We start from the raw sequence: 17458 nt of genomic DNA on the forward strand, positions 1-17458 counted from the left end.
CTTGTATCTCCTGGATACCAATATCGTGTCGGCCGATGCGCCGACCAAGCGCCATGTCGGCGTTGATGCGTTCGCGGCCTGGATGCGCGCCAATAGTGACCGACTTTATCTTTCGGCAATCACCATAGCCGAGATCGAGGCGGGCATCGCCCGTGCCGTCAGGATCGGGGCGACGACGAAGGCGGAGCATTTGCGCCGTTGGCTTGCGGCGGTGGAACATTTCTATGGCGGCCGCATCCTGCCGTTCGGAATTGAAGAGGCAAGACACGCTGGCCTGATGCTTGACCGGGCGCGTGCTCACGACCCCGGATTCGAGGACATTGCCATCGCCGCGACTGCTGCTGCGCACGGCCTCACCGTCTTGACGGCCAACGAGCGTCATTTCGAACCGCTTGGCGTGCCCTTCGCAAATCCCCTGAAGCAGTTACCTGCCATCCGATAACTGGCAGCGCCGTGATTGAAGCGGGTATACAGGACGAAGAACACGGCGGATCCGTCTCTAGCGATTGGTGGTCGCGGTGAGCCTTGCGCGATCTGTCGCCCAGGTCAGCGCCGCCGTCATGATCTCGGCGGCGGCAAGGGTCGCGATGACGGTGGGGCGCTTGTCCTTCACCGCCGTTCCGCCGATCGGGCAGATGAGACGGTCGAAAAGTGCCGCCTGGCCGGTCTCCCGCGACAGCCAGTTGCGGAAGGTGGCGCGTTTCGTCTTCGAGCCGATCATGCCGACATAGGCGGCATCCGCGCGTTTCAGCGCCTCGGCGGTAATGAGGAAATCGAGGGCGTGGTCATGGGTCAGGATCACGAAGCTGCTGCCGGCCGGCGCGTCGCGCACGACGGCTTCCGGCATGGCGGTCAGGCAGGTCTCGATACGCGGCACGTTGGAGGCGGTCAGTTCTTCTTCCCGCGTGTCCACCAGCACGACGCGCAGCGGCGCGAGCGAAAGCGCCATGGCGAGTGCATCGCCGACATGGCCGGCACCGAAAACATAGACATGCGGTCGTGCCGCCATTTCCCGATCGCTGCGGGCGACGAGATCGTTCGCAAGCTCCGGGTTGAGCGCCGCAAAGGCAAGGCCCACGCGGCCGCCGCAGCATTGTCCGATCTCCGGGCCGAGCGGCACGTTCATCGGCTCTGCCGCAAGGCCGGAACGCAATGCCCGCCGCGCCTGGTCGATTGCCATGTATTCGAGTTGCCCGCCGCCGATCGTCGCAAAGATCGCCCGCTCCGACACCAGCATCCAGGCATCGGTATCGCGTGGCGCGGAGCCTGCGACACCCGTCACCTCGACGAGGATCGACGCCGGCTCGCGGCGCAGAAAATCCCGGATGTCCTCACGCGCGGCAGGCATGACTTCACTCCTTTTGCATAGCCTTCAGGCGCTCGATCGCCATCAGTACCCGCTCTGGCGTTGCCGGCGCATCGAGACGCGGGCAGATCTTGTGGTCGGCGACGCTTGCCACCGCATCCGAAAGGGCGTGCAGGACGGCAAGGCCGAGTGGCAGCGGCGGTTCGCCGACCGCCTTGGAACGATGGATGGTCGGCTCATAGGCTTCCGACCAGTCGGTCAAGGCCACATTGAAAATCTTCGGCCGGTCGGATGCAAGCGGGATCTTGTATGTCGAGGGCGCATGCGTTCTCAGGCGCCCCTTGCCATCCCACCAAAGCTCTTCCGTCGTCAGCCAGCCCATGCCCTGGATGAAGCCGCCTTCGATCTGGCCGATATCGATCGCCCTGTTCAGCGAACGGCCGGTATCGTGCAGAATATCCGTGCGTTCCACCACATATTCACCGGTCAGCGTGTCGATCGACACCTCCGAGCAAGCCGCGCCATAGGCGTAATAGTAGAAGGCGTGGCCGCGGCCCGCCTTGCGGTCCCAATGGATCTTCGGCGTCTTGTAGAAGCCGGCGGCGGAAAGCTGGACACGCGCCATATAGGCCTTCTTGATGAGATCGTCGAAGGGCATCTCGACATCGCCGATCCGCACGCGATTGGGCAGGAATACCACCTTCTCGCGGGGCACCTGATGGCTTTCCGCGGCGAAGGCGATCAGCCGGTCCTTGATCTGGCGCGCGGCGTTCTGCGCCGCCATGCCGTTAAGATCGGCGCCGGAGGACGCGGCGGTCGGTGAGGTGTTCGGCACCTTGGCGGTGGTTGTCGCCGTGATTTTTACCCGGTCGAGATCGATCTGGAATTCTTCCGCCACGACCTGCGCCACCTTCAGATGCAGGCCTTGCCCCATTTCCGTGCCGCCATGGTTCATGTGCACGGAACCGTCGCTATAGACATGCACCAGCGCGCCGGCCTGGTTCGATTCGGTCTTGGTGAAGGAAATGCCGAACTTCACCGGGGTCAGCGCGATGCCGCGCTTGACGATGCGGCTTTTCGCATTGAATTCGGCGATGGCCTTGCGGCGCCCGGCATAATCGGCGCTTTCCTCCAGTTCGGCGACGATGCGCTGGATGATGCAATCCTCGACCTTCTGGTGATAGGGGGTGAGGTTGCGTTCGCCGTCGACGCCCATCGCGTCATAAAAATTCAGCTTGCGGATTTCGAGCGGGTCCTTGCCGACGGCGAAGGAGACCTCGTCGATGACGCGCTCGGCGCCGACCATGCCCTGGGGGCCGCCGAAGCCGCGAAAGGCGGTGTTGGAGACGGTATTGGTGTAAAGCGGCGCCGACTTCGCATGAACATGCGGAAAGAAATAGGCATTGTCGCAGTGAAACAGCGCGCGGTCGCCGACGGGGCCGGAAAGGTCGGCGGAAAATCCCGCCCGAAGGGCGAAGGTGTAGTCGATCCCGAGGATGCGACCCTCGTCGTCGAAGCCGACATCGTAGTCGATGGCAAAATCGTGCCGCTTGCCGGTGGCGACCATGTCCTCGTCGCGGTCGAGCCGGACCTTGACGGCGCGTTTCAGCTTCTTGGCGGCAATCGCAGCGATCGCTGCGCATTGGTTCGCCTGGGTTTCCTTGCCGCCGAAGCCGCCACCCATGCGGCGGACCTCGATCGTCACGGCGTTGCTCGGCACGCCGAGCGCATGGGCGACCATATGCTGCGTCTCGCTCGGGCCTTGGGTGGAGCAATAGACGGCGACCTCGTCGTCTTCGCCGGGCACGGCGAGCGAGATCTGGCCTTCGAGATAGAAATGGTCCTGGCCGCCGAGCCGCATCCGCCCCGTCACGCGCCGCGGAGCACTTGCAAGGGCCGCAGCCGCATCGCCACGCTTCAGCGTCAGCGGCGTGACGACCTGGCGATGGGTCGAAACGTCGAGATCCCAGATGTCGATATCGGCCGGCAATTCCTCATATTCGATCTTTGCCAGCCGCGCGGCACGGCGGGCCTGCTCGCGCGTTTCGGCGATCACGCAGAAGATCGGCTGGCCATGAAACTCGACCTTGCCGGCGGCAAGCACCGGGTCGTCGTGCATATAGGACGGCGAGATGTCGTTGACGCCGGGCACGTCCTCATGGGTGAGGACGGTGACGACGCCGGGGGCGGCGCGCACGGCGGTAAGATCGACGGACTTCAGGATGCCATGCGCCACGGTCGACAGGCCGAGGCCGGCATGCAGCGTGCCCGTCGGTTCCGTGATGTCATCGATATAGACGGCCGTGCCGGAGACATGCTTGTGAGCCGAATCATGGCGGGGACTGGAATGAACCCCGCCAACGATGGTCTCGGTCTTGAGGTGTGGGGTGTGCTTGTTCATGGCTTACGCGGCCTCGTATCTGGACACCTGGGCCGGTGCCGCACTGGACGTCGTTTCCAGGTAGAAGCGCATCAGGAGGTTCCTTGCGGCGAGGGCACGATAGTCCGCGGTGGCGCGCATGTCGGATAGCGGCGAGTAGTCCTCGGCGTATTTCTCCATTGCCGTCTCCACGGTCTTTTCGTTCCAGGGCTGGCCGAGCAGCGCTTTTTCGACGGCGAAGGCCCGTTTCGGCGTTGCGGCCATGCCGCCATAGGCGATCCGGATCCCGGCAACCGTGCCGTCGGCGGCAAGCGCCAGGCGGAAGGCGCCGAGCGTCGCCGTAATGTCCTCGTCCCGGCGCTTCGTCACCTTGTAGACGGCGAAATGTTCGCCTGTCGGCGGCACCGGGATATGCACGGCTTCGACGAATTCGCCGGGCTGGCGATCCTGCTTGCCATAGGCGACGAAAAAATCCTCGAGCGCGATGGTACGCCGGACAGTGCCTTTGCGCAAAGTGAGCGATGCGCCGAGCGCGATCAGGGGAGGCGGGGTGTCGCCGATCGGCGAGCCGTTGGCGATGTTGCCGCCGATCGTGCCCATGTTGCGCACCTGCTGGCCGCCGATGCGGGTGACCAGCGAGCCGAGCGCCGGAATATGCTGCGAAATCGTTTCAAGCGCTTCGGAGTAGGTGACGCCGGCGCCGATCGAGATGATGCCGTCTTGTACGGCAATCGACTTCAGCTCCTGCAGTCCGGCAATGAAGACCACCGGCGTGATGTCGCGCATGTGCTTGGTGACCCAGAGGCCGACGTCGGTGGAGCCCGCCACCACCGTCGCGGTCGGCGACGTTTCGAGGACCGAGGCGAAATCATCGAGGCTCGCGGGCACGATCAGCCGATGACGTCCGTCGCCGATTTCGACGCGCGTGCCGTCGCCGAGGGACTTGAGCCGCACGATCATCGTTTCGCGCTCGACAAGCAGAGGGTCGTCTTGCGTCCCGCCATAGCTGGAAATGGCGCGCGCGGCACGCAGGATCGGCTCATAGCCGGTGCAGCGACAGAGGTTGCCCTGCAGCGCCGTTTCGATCTGCCGGTCCGTCGGGTTCGGCGTCTGCATCCAGAGGCCATAGAGCGACATGACGAAGCCCGGCGTGCAGAAGCCGCATTGCGAGCCGTGAAGATCGACCATGGCCTGCTGCACCGGGTGCAGGCGATCGTCGCTGGGTGCGAGATGCTCGACCGTGACGACGTGGCAGCCGTCGAGCGAGCCGAGAAAACGGATACAGGCGTTGACGCTCTCATAGACGAGGCCGCCAGCCGGCGTCAGCCGTCCCACAAGCACCGTGCAGGCGCCGCAGTCTCCCTCGGCACAGCCTTCCTTGGTGCCCTTCAGCGCGCGGGAGAGCCGCAGCCAGTCGAGAAGCGTCTGGTCCGGCGCGACGTCGCTGAGAACGACGTCCTGACCGTTGAGGATGAAACGCAGTTCGGAGCGGATTGTCGCGACGGCCATGGTTCAGCTCCCGCGGTAGGTGGAGTAGCTGTAGGGCGAAAGAAGCAGCGGCACATGGTAGTGCGCGCCTTCGTCGGAAAGGCCGAAGCGGATCGGGACGACATCCAGAAACATCGGCCCCTCGGCTGAACGGCCCAGATAGTCACCGGCATGGAAGCGCAGCTCGTAGGTGCCCGCCTTCATGGTGTCGCCCGACAGGAGCGGCGCGTCGCAGCGGCCGTCCTCATTGGTCTCGGTGGACTTCAGGAGCTGCGCCGTGTCGCCATCGATGCGATAGAGATCGATGCGCAGGCCCTGGGCGGGCTTGCCGAGCGCCGTGTCCAGCACATGGGTCGTGAGCCGGCCGGCTCCTTGCGAATGAGACTGCATGTTTTTCTCCAGAACGTAGCACTCCTGCCTCCACTATCCGACAGGTCCATTCCACAGAAAAGCAGCGGGATCGTTCGAGACTTTCAAAATTTCCAAGGGGAATGGCGCGCGCGATTTGCGGTTAGAAATTGCTCATCGAAGACGTTTGGAGGAACGTTTCATGCGATATCGCCGTGACATGCATGGAATTGGCCGACGCTAGCAGCGTCTCGGCACCTGCCTGACAGAGGGGCGGGCCGGAAATCCGCCCTGAATGACGATGTGGCCGACGCGCCGGGGCCCCGGATAACGCGCTCGGTCGATTTCGCAAGTGCCTGAGCAGGCATGCGCCGGGGAAACAAGTCTCTACCGAACGCGCATGTTCGCCGACAAGCGTGTCGTTGGACCATGATGTCCGACCTGCTTGTCCCAAGGTTTGCCGGACGCTGCGGGGATAGGGCGAGTTGGCCTGAAGCCCTGCATGGGCATCAATCGAATTATGGAAGCGGCGGCAGCATGTCCGCCAGGCGGAGCGCATCCTGTGCTCCGGTCGAGCCCTGCTGTCCGCATTGCAGAACACGCATCGAATTTCGCAAACGTGCCGCCGGGCGAGGAGCGGGCGGCGTGGAAGAATGGAAACGGGAGAACATGGATGAAAGTGATCGAAATACAGCCGCTGACAAGAGCCGCATTCGCCCCCTTCGGTGATGTGATCGAAATGGAGGGCGCGCATAGTTTCCCCATCAATGCCGGGAAGTGTATCCGCTACCACGACCTCGCGAAGATCGAGGTGACGGGTGAGAAGGCGCGCACGATGATCAGCTGGCTGCGCGGCGAACCCTATGCCCTGCCGCTGGAGCTGCGAATGGTGGAGCGACATCCGCTCGGCAGCCAGGCCTTCGTTCCGCTGACGAGCAATCCTTTCCTGGTCGTCGCGGCCGAGGAAACGGAAAACGGTCCCGGTGAGCCGCGGGCCTTCCGCACGAAGCCGGGCCAGGGTGTCAACATCTGGCGCAATGTCTGGCACGGCATTCTTACGCCGCTCGAGGGCATATCCGATTTCGTGGTCGTCGATCGCGGCGGCGAGGGCATCAATCTGGAGGAGCATTTCTATGAGGAACCGTTCCTGATCCGCTGAGCGGTTCGGGATCGGTCCTGATGCCAGAGAGGGCGCCGCAACCGCAGCGCCCTCTCCAACTGTTGCGGCAGAGGCAACCTACCCGTTTCCATCCATGGGTTGCCTGATGGTCTTTCGGAATTCCGCGATATCCTCGCATTCATCGCATGGGCGGCGAGCATTGCCAGCGCGATGCCGGTCGCAGCATTCCAGAACGTCAAAAATGGCCGGATCATTCCATCGAATGATCCGGCCTCATCACCTTATGCCGATGCTAGTCCGCGAAGAAGGCGAAGCGCACGATGAACAGGGCAGCGACGATTTGCGTCGCCAGATGCAGCGTCGACCAGCGACCGGTGCAAACTTTCAGGACGACATAGCTGATGAACCCGAAGGCAAGGCCGTTGGCGATCGAATAGGTGAAGGGCATCGCAAGCGCGGTCAGCGCCGCCGGTGCCGCTTCGGTCAGGTCATCCCATTCGATCTCCGTCAGTTCGCGCATCATCAGGCCGGCGACATAGAGCAGCGCCGGTGCTGTCGCATAGGCCGGCACGGAGGCGGCGAGCGGTGAGATGAAAAGCGAAGCAAGGAAAAGCACGGCGATCGTGAGAGCCGTCAGGCCGGTGCGGCCTCCGGCCTGAACGCCAGATGCGCTTTCGACATAGGCTGTCGTGCTGCTGGTGCCCATCAGCGAGCCGGCAACGATGGCGGCGCTGTCGGCAAGCAGGGCGCGGCTCAGGCGGTTCGGTTTTCCTTCCTCGATAAGTTTTGCCCGTTTGGCGACGCCGATCAGCGTTCCGGTGGCGTCGAAGACCTCGACGAGCACGAAGACGAGGATGATGTGGACGAGGCCACCGTGGAGAGCGCCGACGATGTCAAGCTGCAGGAAGGTCGGCATGATCGAGGGCGGTGCCGAGACGATGCCGTGGAATTCGCTGACGCCGAAGATCCAGGACAGGATGGTGACGGCGAGAATGCCGATCAGGATCGAACCCTTCACGTTCAGCGCGTCGAGAGCGGCGATGACGAAGAAGCCGAAGATCGCGAGAAGCGTGCCGGTCTGCTTCAGGTCGCCCAGTCCGATAAGGGTCGCCTTGTTGGCGACGACGATGCCGGCGCTCTTGAGCGCGATGATCGCCAGAAAGAGACCGATACCGGCGGCAATTGCGCTGCGAAGCGAGTGCGGAATTCCGGCGATGAGCCAGCTGCGTACGCCTGTGACCGTCAGCAGGACGAAAATGCCGCCGGAAATGAAGACTGCGCCAAGCGCCTGCTGCCATGTGAAGCCGAGCGCGGCGACAACGGTGAAGGCGAAGAAGGCGTTGAGCCCCATGCCCGGCGCCATCCCGATAGGCCAATTGGCGACGAGGCCCATGATCATGGAACCCAATGCGGCGGCAAGACAGGTAGCGACGAAGATCGCATTGCGGTCCATGCCCGTCGTCGACAGAATGTCCGGATTGACGAAGATGATGTAGGACATCGTCAGAAACGTCGTCACGCCTGCGATGACCTCGGTGCGCACGGACGTGCCGTGCTCACTCAATTTGAAAATTCGTTCGAGCATTGTTCCTCCCTAAGCGTTTCAGACGCTCGTGACCTTATGGGCTTGCCTGCATCTCCTCCGATGCGGGCCGCGGGAAGCGCCTGTAAACGCTTCGTAGCGAGGGGGATTGTGCGCTTTTAAAGGCTTTGGGCGCTAGAGCCGGATTTCCCTGCAATTGGCGAAAGTCATTCTAGTTTTTCAGACTATTTCCGCGCGAATTGATTCTCGTTCCGGGGTGATCGTTCACTGAAAATAGCCGAGCGGTTGCGCGCACAGTCACCCAGCATCACCAATCGGGCAAGAACGATATGCATCCTGTTTATCGCGGCAAGGCGACAAAGCCAACCCATTTTCCGCAGAAAAGCGAGATGCGATCGCGGCGGTGTTCGTCCGCGATCTTGCTCATGCGGCGCTCCCGCCGCGTTACCGCCGGGAGCGCAAGCGCGGTCGATCAGGTTTTGGCGGCCTTTGCGAAGGTCGGGTCGAACGTCTTGTCGAACGGCACATCGGCATTGGCAAGTTCCGGATCCAGCGTCTTCAGGACCCCCATCATGGAATCATAGCCTTCCTTCGTGACCATGCCGTCGGGAGAATACATCTCCTTGGAGTTCTTGAAGGCCTGCATGTAGAGATCGCGGTTGCCGAGCAGATATTCTTCCGGCACGACGCCGGCGACATCTTCCGGGCTGGCCGTCGAGATCCACTTCAATGCCTTCATGAAAGCATTGACGGTTCGCTGCGTCGTGATCGGATTCGCTTCGGCAAAGTCGCGCTTGATGTAAACAGTCGCGGCAGGGTTCGGACCGCCGAACAGCGCGCGCGTGCCAGCTTCCGTGCGGGTGTCCAGAAGCACGGCGATGTCGCCATCGTACTGCAATTGCGCAATGACCGGGTCGAGATGAGAAAGTCCGTCGATCTGTCCGCTCTTGATCGCGGCAACCGCGCCGGCCCCGGCACCGATGCCGATCAGCGATGCGTCGTCGGTCTTCAGCCCGTTCTTCAGCATGGCATATTGGAACATCAGCGCGGTCGACGATCCCGGTGCGGTCACGCCGATCTTGCGGCCCTTCATGTCGGCCATGGACTTGATCTCGCCGGCCAGTTCCTTGCGTACGGCGATGACGATCCCCGGGAAGCGACCAAGGTTGCAGATCGCGACGATGTCCTGTCCCTTGTTCTGCATGCGGATCGTGTGCTCGTAGGCACCCGCCACGACATCGAGGGAACCGCCGATCAGGCCTTCCAACGACTTTGAGCCGCCGGCGAAATCGTTGATGGTGACATTCAGCCCCTCTTCCTTGAAGAAGCCCTTCCGCTCGGCGATCGTCAGCGGCAGATAGTAAAGCAGCGGCTTGCCGCCCACGCCGATCAAGAGGTCCGGCTTTTCCGGTTTTGCGTCCTGCGCGGCGGCCGGCAGGATGCCGGCGAGCGATGCGCCGATGCCGAAGCTTGCCGTCCCGATCAGAAATGTCCTGCGTTCCATGTTCTTTTCCTCCACTTCTCCGTTTTGTGCGCTACTGGCCGCGCCAGGCCAGCAAGCGCCGTTCGACCATCGTCATCACCCAATCCACGATCAGGACGAAGGCAGTGAGCACGACCATGCCCGCAAAGACGCCGGTCACGTCAAAGACACCTTCGGCCTGCTGGATGAGGTAACCGAGCCCAGCGGCGGAGCCCAGATATTCGCCCACGACCGCACCCACCACAGCAAAGCCCACCGAGGTATGCAGGCTCGAAAACACCCAGGACAGCGCCGATGGCAGATAGACATGGCGGAGCAATTGCCGCTCGTTCATGCCCAGCATGCGGGCATTGGAAAGCACTGGCTGGCTGACTTCCTTGACGCCCTGGTAGACGTTGAAGAAGACGATGAAGAACACCAGCGTGATGCCAAGCGCGACCTTCGACCAGATGCCGAGGCCGAACCAGAGGGCGAAGATCGGCGCCAGCACGACGCGGGGAAGCGCATTTGCCGCCTTCACATAGGGATCGAAGACAGCGGCAATCAGCGGCCGGCGGGCAAACCAGAAGCCGAAGACGATGCCGCCGATAGCGCCGAGCAGAAAGGCCAGGATCGACTCCGACAGCGTGATCCACAGATGGTACCAGATCGATCCGCTTGCGAACCATTGAATGACGCGCTGCGCGACCTTGAGCGGATCGGCGAAGAAGAAGGATATGGTTTTCGGATTGCCGAACAGGCTGGTGTTCGTGGCGATATGCCAGAGAACAAGGATGACGAGCGCCACTAGGATCTGCAGCAGGAGAAGGAGCGAGCGGTTCATACGGTCTCCCCGCTGCTTTGGCGATAGGCTGTCATGACCTCGTCGCGCAATGCCTGCCAGATATCGCGATGAAGCTGATTGAAGACGGGATCGTGGCGTATCTCGCCGATATCACGCGGCCGCTCCAGGGGTACTTTGAAGTCGCCGATGATACGGGACTTCGGACCGGCGGACATGATGACGACGCGGTCTGCAAGGGCGATGGCCTCGTCGAGATCATGCGTGACGAACATGACGGCCTTGCGATCCTCGGACCAAAGCTTGAGCAGCAGATCGCCCATGATCAGGCGGGTCTGCGCGTCGAGCGGGCCGAAGGGCTCATCCATCAAAAGAAGTTTGGGATTGCGGATCAGCACCTGGGCAAGACCGACACGCTTGCGCTGGCCGCCGGACAACATGCGCGGAAAACGCTCCGCGAAGGCGGAGAGGCCGACACGCCGCAGCCAGTCGCGAGCGCTCCTTTTTGCCTCTGCGCTGGCAATGCCCGCAATCTCAAGCCCGATCGCGACGTTGTCGAGCACCGTCTTCCAGGGCATGAGCGAATCCTGCTGGAAAAGATAGCCCGCCTGCCGGTTGATCGATTTCAGCGGCTGGCCAAAGATTTCCACCGTGCCGGACGCGGGCGTCAAAAGGCCCGCAGCCGCGTTCAGAAGGGTGGACTTGCCGCATCCCGTCGGACCAACGATGGCCACAAACTCATGTGCGCCTACATCCAGATCGGTCGCCGAAACGGCGTCGAACCGCTTTCTACCGGCAATTTCAAACGAAATCGCCACCTGCCTCAGGCCGACCGCCCGCACAGCCTCCATCATCATGCCCTGCTGTTCCTCCCGGACATCCCCGATCTTGCCGGATGTCAGGTATTTCCAAGTTCGGCCAACAGATCAAAGCAGGCCGTACCAGTCAATACGTGTTCGGCATGCGATCGGCTATGTCGCAGGAAGAAAGCGAAACGAAAACCCGGCAGTCAACGCCAGGCCTTGATGGACTTTGCTGGCTCAGGCGACACTGCTAACGCCCATCGGAAATTCGGATGGAGAGGCTTTGCCGCGTTCAGGGATTCGTCACCGCACGGTTTGGGAACGCGTGGGCCGATCCCGCTCGATCCTCAGGGCCTTGAGAAGTGCGGCCTTCTCAAGCCGGCTGGCCACATCGCCAGTCGTGATCTGCCGGAAGACAGTGTCGGTCTTCTCGCGGATTGGGCATGCGAACCGCTTCAGACGCTTGGACATGGTCATGACCAAAGGTGAACCGATGGCAGGCCGAAGCTGAGAATGGCGGCTGCTCCGGCGATCAAAACGGATGTCTCGATCAGCAGGCGCGTCAAACGGCGTGTCGTGTTGGCAAAAAGAAAACTATTCATTTCCACTCCTTGTTATAATTATTTTCTAGGAATGGGGTATGATATCACGAAATCTTAGAAAAGTTTCATAAAGTTTCCTAAATATTAATTTAGTTTTCCATGATTTGCTAAGTGGCCTGATATCCGCCGGTTTCGACCAGGGGCTACCCCCCGGCCGAGGAGGCTGATCTTTGCGGGAACACGCTGTCGGCTGAACGCAGACCGTGAAATTCGTATACATGGTGGTGGCTAGCATCCGTCCCTCGACGGCTCGAACCGGTGTCTTAGGGGAGAGGCAGCAGATCGGAGACTTCGCCCCAGGTCGGCATGGCCAGTCCTGCACCCTTGCGGGTAACGGCAACCGCGCCGAAGGCATTGGCGAGACGGCAGCAATCGGCGCCGCCGAGTCCAGCGATGCGTCCATGGATGTGGCCGGCGGCAAAGGCATCGCCCGCGCCGACGGTGTCCACCACATCGACGGGAAACCATGGCGCGCTGTCCTCGACATTCCCCTGGCGAAGCAGAGAGACCGTGCCGCATCCCTTGATCGCCACCCGCTTGACGCCGAGTTCCAGCAGCGTGGCGATCAGGCTGTCTCGGTCCGAACCGGCCGGCCGGTCCAGGAGCAGAGCGAGATCGCTGTCGGCGAGCAGGATCGTGTCGAGCTTGGGCAGGAGAGATCGCACCTTTTCTCCCAGGGCGCCCACCACGCCGCTCGGAATATCGAGCGTGACCGGAATGGCATTTTGCACGGCAATGTCGATTGCCCTCCGCGCCGCACCCGCCTGCCGGGGTTGCAACAGCGCGTAGCCGGAGAGGTGGAAGAGCGCCGCGCCGGCGAACGCGGCCTCGTCGATCATGTCGGCCGCCAATTGCGCGTTGGCGCCGCGATAGGCAAACATGGTTCGCTCGCCTGTGGCGCCGACTGCGACAACGTTCAGCTGGGTCGGTTCGGCCGGATCCTGGCCGATCCAGCGCGTCGCAATGCCGGCCGCCTGCAGATCCGACAGCGCTTGCCTCCCCCATGCATCCTGCCCGACCCGCCCGAGCAGGCGGCATTCATGCCCGGCGCGTGCAAGCGCGATCGCCGTATTCGTCGCCGACCCGCCGATCGCCACCGTCTGAGCCGTGGCGATCGCTTCCCCGCCTTCGGCGGGATAGCCGGGGATATCCAGCACCAGATCGATATTGATGTCGCCGAGCAGGACGATGACGGCCATTCTCATGCGCCTCAGAGATCGATATGCATCTGCTCGATGGCCTGATCGACATCGGCGATGATGTCGTCGACATGCTCGATGCCGACAGAGAAGCGCACGAGACCGTCGACCACGCCCATCGCCTCGCGCTCCTGACTTGGAATATCGAGGAAGGCCATGGTGGCCGGAACCTGGGTGGTCGTGCGCAATCCGCCGAGGCTGGCTGCGAAGGAGCACAGCTTCAACCGCTTGAGCAGGCGCACGCCGGCCGCCTCGCTATCGACCTGGAAGGACAGCATTGCGCCGCCGCCACGCAGCTGTTCGCTGGCTGCTTCATGGTTCGGATGGGAGGGCAGGCCCGGATAGAAGACGCGCTTGACGCGCGGATGCGCCTCCAGATGCCTGGCGAGCACCAGTGCATTGGCGCACTGCTTTTCGAGGCGCAGCGCCAGGGTCTGCGCTCCGCGCAAGAGCAGCCACGCATTGAAGGGAGAAAGCGGCGCGCCGAGTTTGTTGAGCGTGTTCCAGCGCACGTCCTCAAGCCAGTCCGCCGGCAGGATATCGGATTTCAGGGTGATGACGCCGCCGACGGCGTCGTTGTGACCGCCGATGAACTTAGTGGCGCTTTCGACCACGACGTCGACGCCGAAATCGTGCGGACGGCAGACGGCCGGCGAGGCGAAGGTATTGTCGCAGATGACGACGATGCCACGGCTATGGGCAAGCTCCACCAGCTTGCGCAGCGGCGGAACCTTCATCGTCGGGTTGGCGATCGCCTCGACGTAGAGCACCTTGGTCTGCTCCGTGAAGGCGTTCTCGACGGCGCGTACATCGGAGCAATCGACAAGACTGACCTTGAGGCCGAAATCCTGGGCGCGGTGGTCGAAGAATTCATGCGTGCTGGAATAGGTCGTGAGATCCGCCACGATATGATCGCCTGCTTTCAGGATGCCGAACAGCGCGTGCGAGATTGCCGCCATGCCCGAGGCCGTGGCGAGGCAGGCCGTGCCGCCGGTCAGCTGCGCTATATGCTCCTCGAGCTTGTATTCGGTCGGATTGCCGCAGCGGGAATAGATGTTCACTTCCTTGCGGGCGCCATCGACGATCTGGTCGTAGATATCGCCGCCGTACTGGAAATTGGCCGACATGTAGATCGGATAGCTGATCGATTGCGAATGCTCTTCCGGCTCGTAGAACACGGCGCGGCTGGCGAAATCGAGATCTTTGGAAGACATGGCATTTCTCCTGAAAAATCGGACCCGAAGGTCATTCTTTCACGGCTCCGCCGATGAGCGCGGCCGTGATCTGGCGTTCGAAGAAGATGAAGAGGACGAGAGGCGCCACCGCGGCGAGCAGGATCGCTGCCAGCATCACGGGGTAGTTGGTGATGTGCTCGCCGACGAAATCGGTAAGGCCGACGGGCAGGGTCTTGCGTGCGGGATTGTTGATGAAGACCATCGGAAACAGGAAGTCGTTCCAGACCCAGATCATGTTGACGATGCCGACCGTGAACATGGCTGGGCGAGCGATCGGCAGGGCGATCTTTTGAAAGATGCGCCATTCGGATGCGCCGTCGACGCGGCTTGCGTCGAAGAGCTCGCGCGGCAGTGTGTTGAAGAAGGCCTGCATGATGAAGATCGACACCGGTATGTTGAAGGCCGCGGTCGGCAGTATGACGCCGAGATGCGTGTCGAGCAGGCCGGCACCGCGCAACATGACGACCAGCGGCACCAGCGCCACATAGGCGGGGATTGCCATCGCGGCAGTCAGCGAAAGCTCCACCGCCGGCATCCAGCGCGGGCGATAAATGGCGAGCGCGTAACCGGCAAGCGTCGAGAGGAAAACCGTGATCAGCGTCGAGCCCGCCATGATGATCAGCGAGTTGAGCGCATAGCCGCCCAGCGCGCCGCCGCTCCAGGCGCCGGCATAGGCATCGAAGTTCAGACTGGTGGGAAACGACCAGACCGAGCGCATGAATTCCTTGTTGGTCTTGAACGTGCTGTAGATCATCCAGATGAAGGGAAAGATCACCAGCAGCACATGCAGCGTCAGGGCGGCAAGTACGATCGTGTTCGTCAGGGTCCAGCGTCGGACAGCGGTCGTCATGCTTCACCCTTGCGCTTGAGAAACCGGAAGACGATCCAGGCGGCCAGGGCCGTCAGCACCATTTGCACGAAGCCGATCGTGGCCGCGTAGCCCATCTGGAAACTGCTGAAGCCCATCTTGTAGAGGTAGGTCGAAACCACCTCGCTGGCATGGCTCGGCCCGCCATTGGTCAAAACGAACACCAGGGAAAAGGTCTTGAGCGAGCCGATGATCGCAAGCAGCGAATTGGCACGCACCGCATCCCAGACCATGGGAATGGTGATGGAGAAGAATTTGCGCAAGTCGCCGGCGCCGTCGATCTCGGCAGCCTCGTAGACGCTTTCGGGCACGCTGCGCACCGCGGAGGTGAACAGCAGGACATAGAGCCCGAGATAGGTAAAGCTCATGACCACGACGACGGCCAGAAAGGCGGTATCGGATTCGCCGAGCCAGCCGCGCTTCCAACTATCCAATCCGGCCAGCTTCAGGGCGGCGTTCACCAGCCCGAAATAGGGATTGTACATAAACCGCCAGAGGAGGCCGATGCAGATCTCGCTCACCATGACCGGCACGAGATAGAGAAACAGGAAGATCCGGCTGAAGGCGGGAACGATACGCACCAGGCAGTAAGCGATCGCCAGCGCCAGGAACACCTGGAAGACGATGGCCGACAGGGCGACGAGCAGGTTGCGCCCCAGAGAAGCCCAGAAGACGGAATCGACGGCGAGGCGCAGTATGTTGCCTGCGCCGACGAAGACCGGTGCGGAGGCGCCGTCCCACTGGAACAGCGTCAGCCAGCCGGCATAGGCGACCGGATAGGCGACGAAGACGCAAACGAACAAGAGGGCTGGCGAAAGGAACAGAAGCGCCGCCCGATTGTGTCTTTTTGCTAGGTCGTCAGTGCTCATGATCCTGCCGGCTTTCCGAATTTGCAGAAGGCCGCCGCACGGGTCGGCGGCCTTGTCGCGTTTTATGCCTCGAACCCTACTTGCCGGTCTTCAGCGCGTCTTCCAGACGCTTGGCCGCGTCGGCCGGTGCGACGGAGCCATCCAGAACACCCTGCAGGGCCGTGTAGTAGGTATTGGTCGCAGCCGGCGGCATGGCGGTGTCGTAGAAGGAGTCGAGATGGCCGGCCGCGCTGACCAGGCCGTTGCTGATGCCGTAGAGCACAGGGCCGGCCGCGGCTTCCGTGGTGGCGCCCTTGACGGTTACCATCGTCTTGCGCAGCTCCACATACTTGGTCATCACCTCGGGCGAAGTGAGGAACTTCAGGAGCGTCACGGCGTCCGCCTTGTCCTCGGCCTTCTGCGAAATCCCGAAGGAGGCGGCGACGCCGGCAAGAACGTCGGATTGGTCGCCCGCTCCGCCCTGAACCGTCGGGAAGGCAAAGAAGCCGAGGTCGAAGCCTTCCGGCGCATCCGATGACGCGCCGATCTGCCAAGTGCCATTCAGCATCATCGCCGCCTGACCGTTCAGGAACAGCATGTTGGCTTCCTGATCGCTCATGCCGTTGAAGCCGGTCGGGAAATATTGCTTGCTGGCGATGTCGGCGACCTTCTCGAAGGCCTTTTCACCTTCCGGGCCGAAGGTTGCCTTGGCATCGCCATTGACGAAGGAAGCGACCACGCCGGAGCCCTTCAGGCGCATTTCCAGATACTGGAACCAGAAAGTGGCTGGCCAGGAATCCTTGTTGCCGAGCGCGAAAGGAACGATGCCATCGGCCTTGATCTTGTCGGCGAGCGCCATCAGCTCGTCGTAGCTCTTGGGGACCGTCCAGCCCTTTTCGGCAAACAGCGCCTTGTTATACCAGAAGACGACGGAATCGACGTCGACCGGCACGGCATAAGTATGGCCATCCTTGCTGGTCTGGGCGATGGCGCTTTCAAGGAAGCTCTGACGCCAGCCGTCCTTGGCGAGATCCTGGTCCAGCGCATACATCTGACCACCGTTGACGAAGGCGTTCAGGAAGCCGCCCGGCAAGGTGTAGAACACGTCCGGCGGATTGCCGGAAGCCATCGCGGTGTTCAGCTTGGTCTTGTAAGACGATTGTTCCGCGGCCACCACGTCCAGCTTGACGTCCGGGTGCTTCTTGGCGAATTCGCCCAGCGCGAAGTTGATGAAATCCACCTTGTCCTGCTGCCCGGCATAGGCATGCCAGAATGTCAGTTCGCCGGCCATCGCCGGAAATGCCGCAAGCGCCAAGGCTGCGCCCATGAGAAGACGTTTCAGCGTCACGATATCCTCCCCATCCTCCTCGAAACGTGTTCACAGCCCCTCCGCTGTGTCATGCAGTGATGCCACAACAAAAAATTATTGTCTATAGTGACACCACAACATCACC

16 protein-coding genes are annotated in these 17458 nt (G+C 62.0%); 2 read left to right on the forward strand and 14 right to left on the reverse strand.

Annotation, left to right across the window (positions count from 1 at the left end; genetic code table 11):
- The first annotated feature begins 1 nt into the window (after position 1).
- Complete coding sequence (locus GR212_RS19535) at positions 2–442, forward strand: type II toxin-antitoxin system VapC family toxin (protein ID WP_163988515.1); 441 nt, start codon at positions 2–4, stop codon at positions 440–442.
- A 57-nt stretch (positions 443–499) separates the two neighbouring features.
- Here GR212_RS19535 and xdhC read toward each other — a convergent pair whose 3' ends face one another.
- From xdhC to uraH, 4 genes are read right to left on the reverse strand one after another with little or no spacing between them, the layout of a single operon-like run.
- On the reverse strand, positions 500–1348 hold the full coding sequence (gene xdhC, locus GR212_RS19540; RefSeq protein ID WP_163988452.1) for a xanthine dehydrogenase accessory protein XdhC: 849 nt from the start codon (positions 1346–1348) through the stop codon (positions 500–502).
- Positions 1349–1352: 4 nt separating this feature from the next.
- Positions 1353–3707: a xanthine dehydrogenase molybdopterin binding subunit gene (xdhB, locus tag GR212_RS19545; RefSeq protein ID WP_163988454.1), complete on the reverse strand. Its 2355-nt coding sequence runs from the start codon at positions 3705–3707 to the stop codon at positions 1353–1355.
- Between the two features lie 3 nt (positions 3708–3710).
- The gene (xdhA, locus tag GR212_RS19550) at positions 3711–5195 is read right to left on the reverse strand and encodes a xanthine dehydrogenase small subunit (RefSeq protein WP_163988456.1); all 1485 of its coding nucleotides are present in this window, start codon (positions 5193–5195) and stop codon (positions 3711–3713) included.
- Positions 5196–5198: 3 nt separating this feature from the next.
- Positions 5199–5564 carry a hydroxyisourate hydrolase gene (gene uraH / locus GR212_RS19555; RefSeq protein WP_163988458.1) on the reverse strand — a complete coding sequence of 122 codons (366 nt, stop codon included), beginning with the start codon at positions 5562–5564 and terminating at the stop codon, positions 5199–5201.
- Between the two features lie 631 nt (positions 5565–6195).
- On the opposite strand from uraH, the gene GR212_RS19560 reads away from it, so the two are divergent.
- Positions 6196–6681: an ureidoglycolate lyase gene (locus GR212_RS19560; protein ID WP_163988459.1), complete on the forward strand. Its 486-nt coding sequence runs from the start codon at positions 6196–6198 to the stop codon at positions 6679–6681.
- A 253-nt stretch (positions 6682–6934) separates the two neighbouring features.
- On the opposite strand, the gene GR212_RS19565 is transcribed toward GR212_RS19560, so the two are convergent.
- From GR212_RS19565 to GR212_RS19605, 10 genes are all read right to left on the reverse strand, one after another.
- Positions 6935–8227, reverse strand: coding sequence for an NCS2 family permease (locus tag GR212_RS19565; RefSeq protein ID WP_163988460.1), 1293 nt, complete (start codon positions 8225–8227; stop codon positions 6935–6937).
- 430 nt (positions 8228–8657) lie between these two features.
- Entirely contained in the window at positions 8658–9689 is a 1032-nt protein-coding gene (locus GR212_RS19570; protein WP_163988461.1) for an ABC transporter substrate-binding protein, read from the reverse strand.
- Positions 9690–9720: 31 nt separating this feature from the next.
- Positions 9721–10491, reverse strand: a complete 771-nt coding sequence (locus GR212_RS19575) for an ABC transporter permease (protein ID WP_163988462.1) — start codon at positions 10489–10491, stop codon at positions 9721–9723.
- Positions 10488–11306 (reverse strand): ABC transporter ATP-binding protein, encoded by an 819-nt coding sequence (locus GR212_RS19580; RefSeq protein ID WP_163988463.1) that lies wholly within the window; start codon positions 11304–11306, stop codon positions 10488–10490. Before GR212_RS19580 ends, GR212_RS19575 begins: the two co-directional genes overlap by 4 nt.
- 419 nt (positions 11307–11725) lie before the next feature.
- Complete coding sequence (locus GR212_RS37540) at positions 11726–11854, reverse strand: hypothetical protein (protein ID WP_281411057.1); 129 nt, start codon at positions 11852–11854, stop codon at positions 11726–11728.
- Between the two features lie 263 nt (positions 11855–12117).
- Entirely contained in the window at positions 12118–13053 is a 936-nt protein-coding gene (locus GR212_RS19585) for a carbohydrate kinase family protein (RefSeq protein ID WP_163988464.1), read from the reverse strand.
- A gap of 11 nt (positions 13054–13064) precedes the next feature.
- Entirely contained in the window at positions 13065–14267 is a 1203-nt protein-coding gene (locus tag GR212_RS19590) for a trans-sulfuration enzyme family protein (protein ID WP_163988465.1), read from the reverse strand.
- 31 nt (positions 14268–14298) lie between these two features.
- Complete coding sequence (locus GR212_RS19595) at positions 14299–15138, reverse strand: carbohydrate ABC transporter permease (RefSeq protein WP_163988466.1); 840 nt, start codon at positions 15136–15138, stop codon at positions 14299–14301.
- A complete protein-coding gene (locus tag GR212_RS19600; RefSeq protein ID WP_163988467.1) occupies positions 15135–16025 on the reverse strand; it encodes a carbohydrate ABC transporter permease in 891 nt (296 codons plus the stop codon). Before GR212_RS19600 ends, GR212_RS19595 begins: the two co-directional genes overlap by 4 nt.
- 76 nt (positions 16026–16101) lie before the next feature.
- Positions 16102–17352: an ABC transporter substrate-binding protein gene (locus tag GR212_RS19605; protein ID WP_348643488.1), complete on the reverse strand. Its 1251-nt coding sequence runs from the start codon at positions 17350–17352 to the stop codon at positions 16102–16104.
- Positions 17353–17458: the final 106 nt, after the last annotated feature.

Origin of the sequence: Martinezella lusitana, assembly GCF_010668395.1 — a bacterium.
Taxonomy (GTDB): Bacteria; Pseudomonadota; Alphaproteobacteria; order Rhizobiales; family Rhizobiaceae; genus Rhizobium; species Rhizobium lusitanum_A.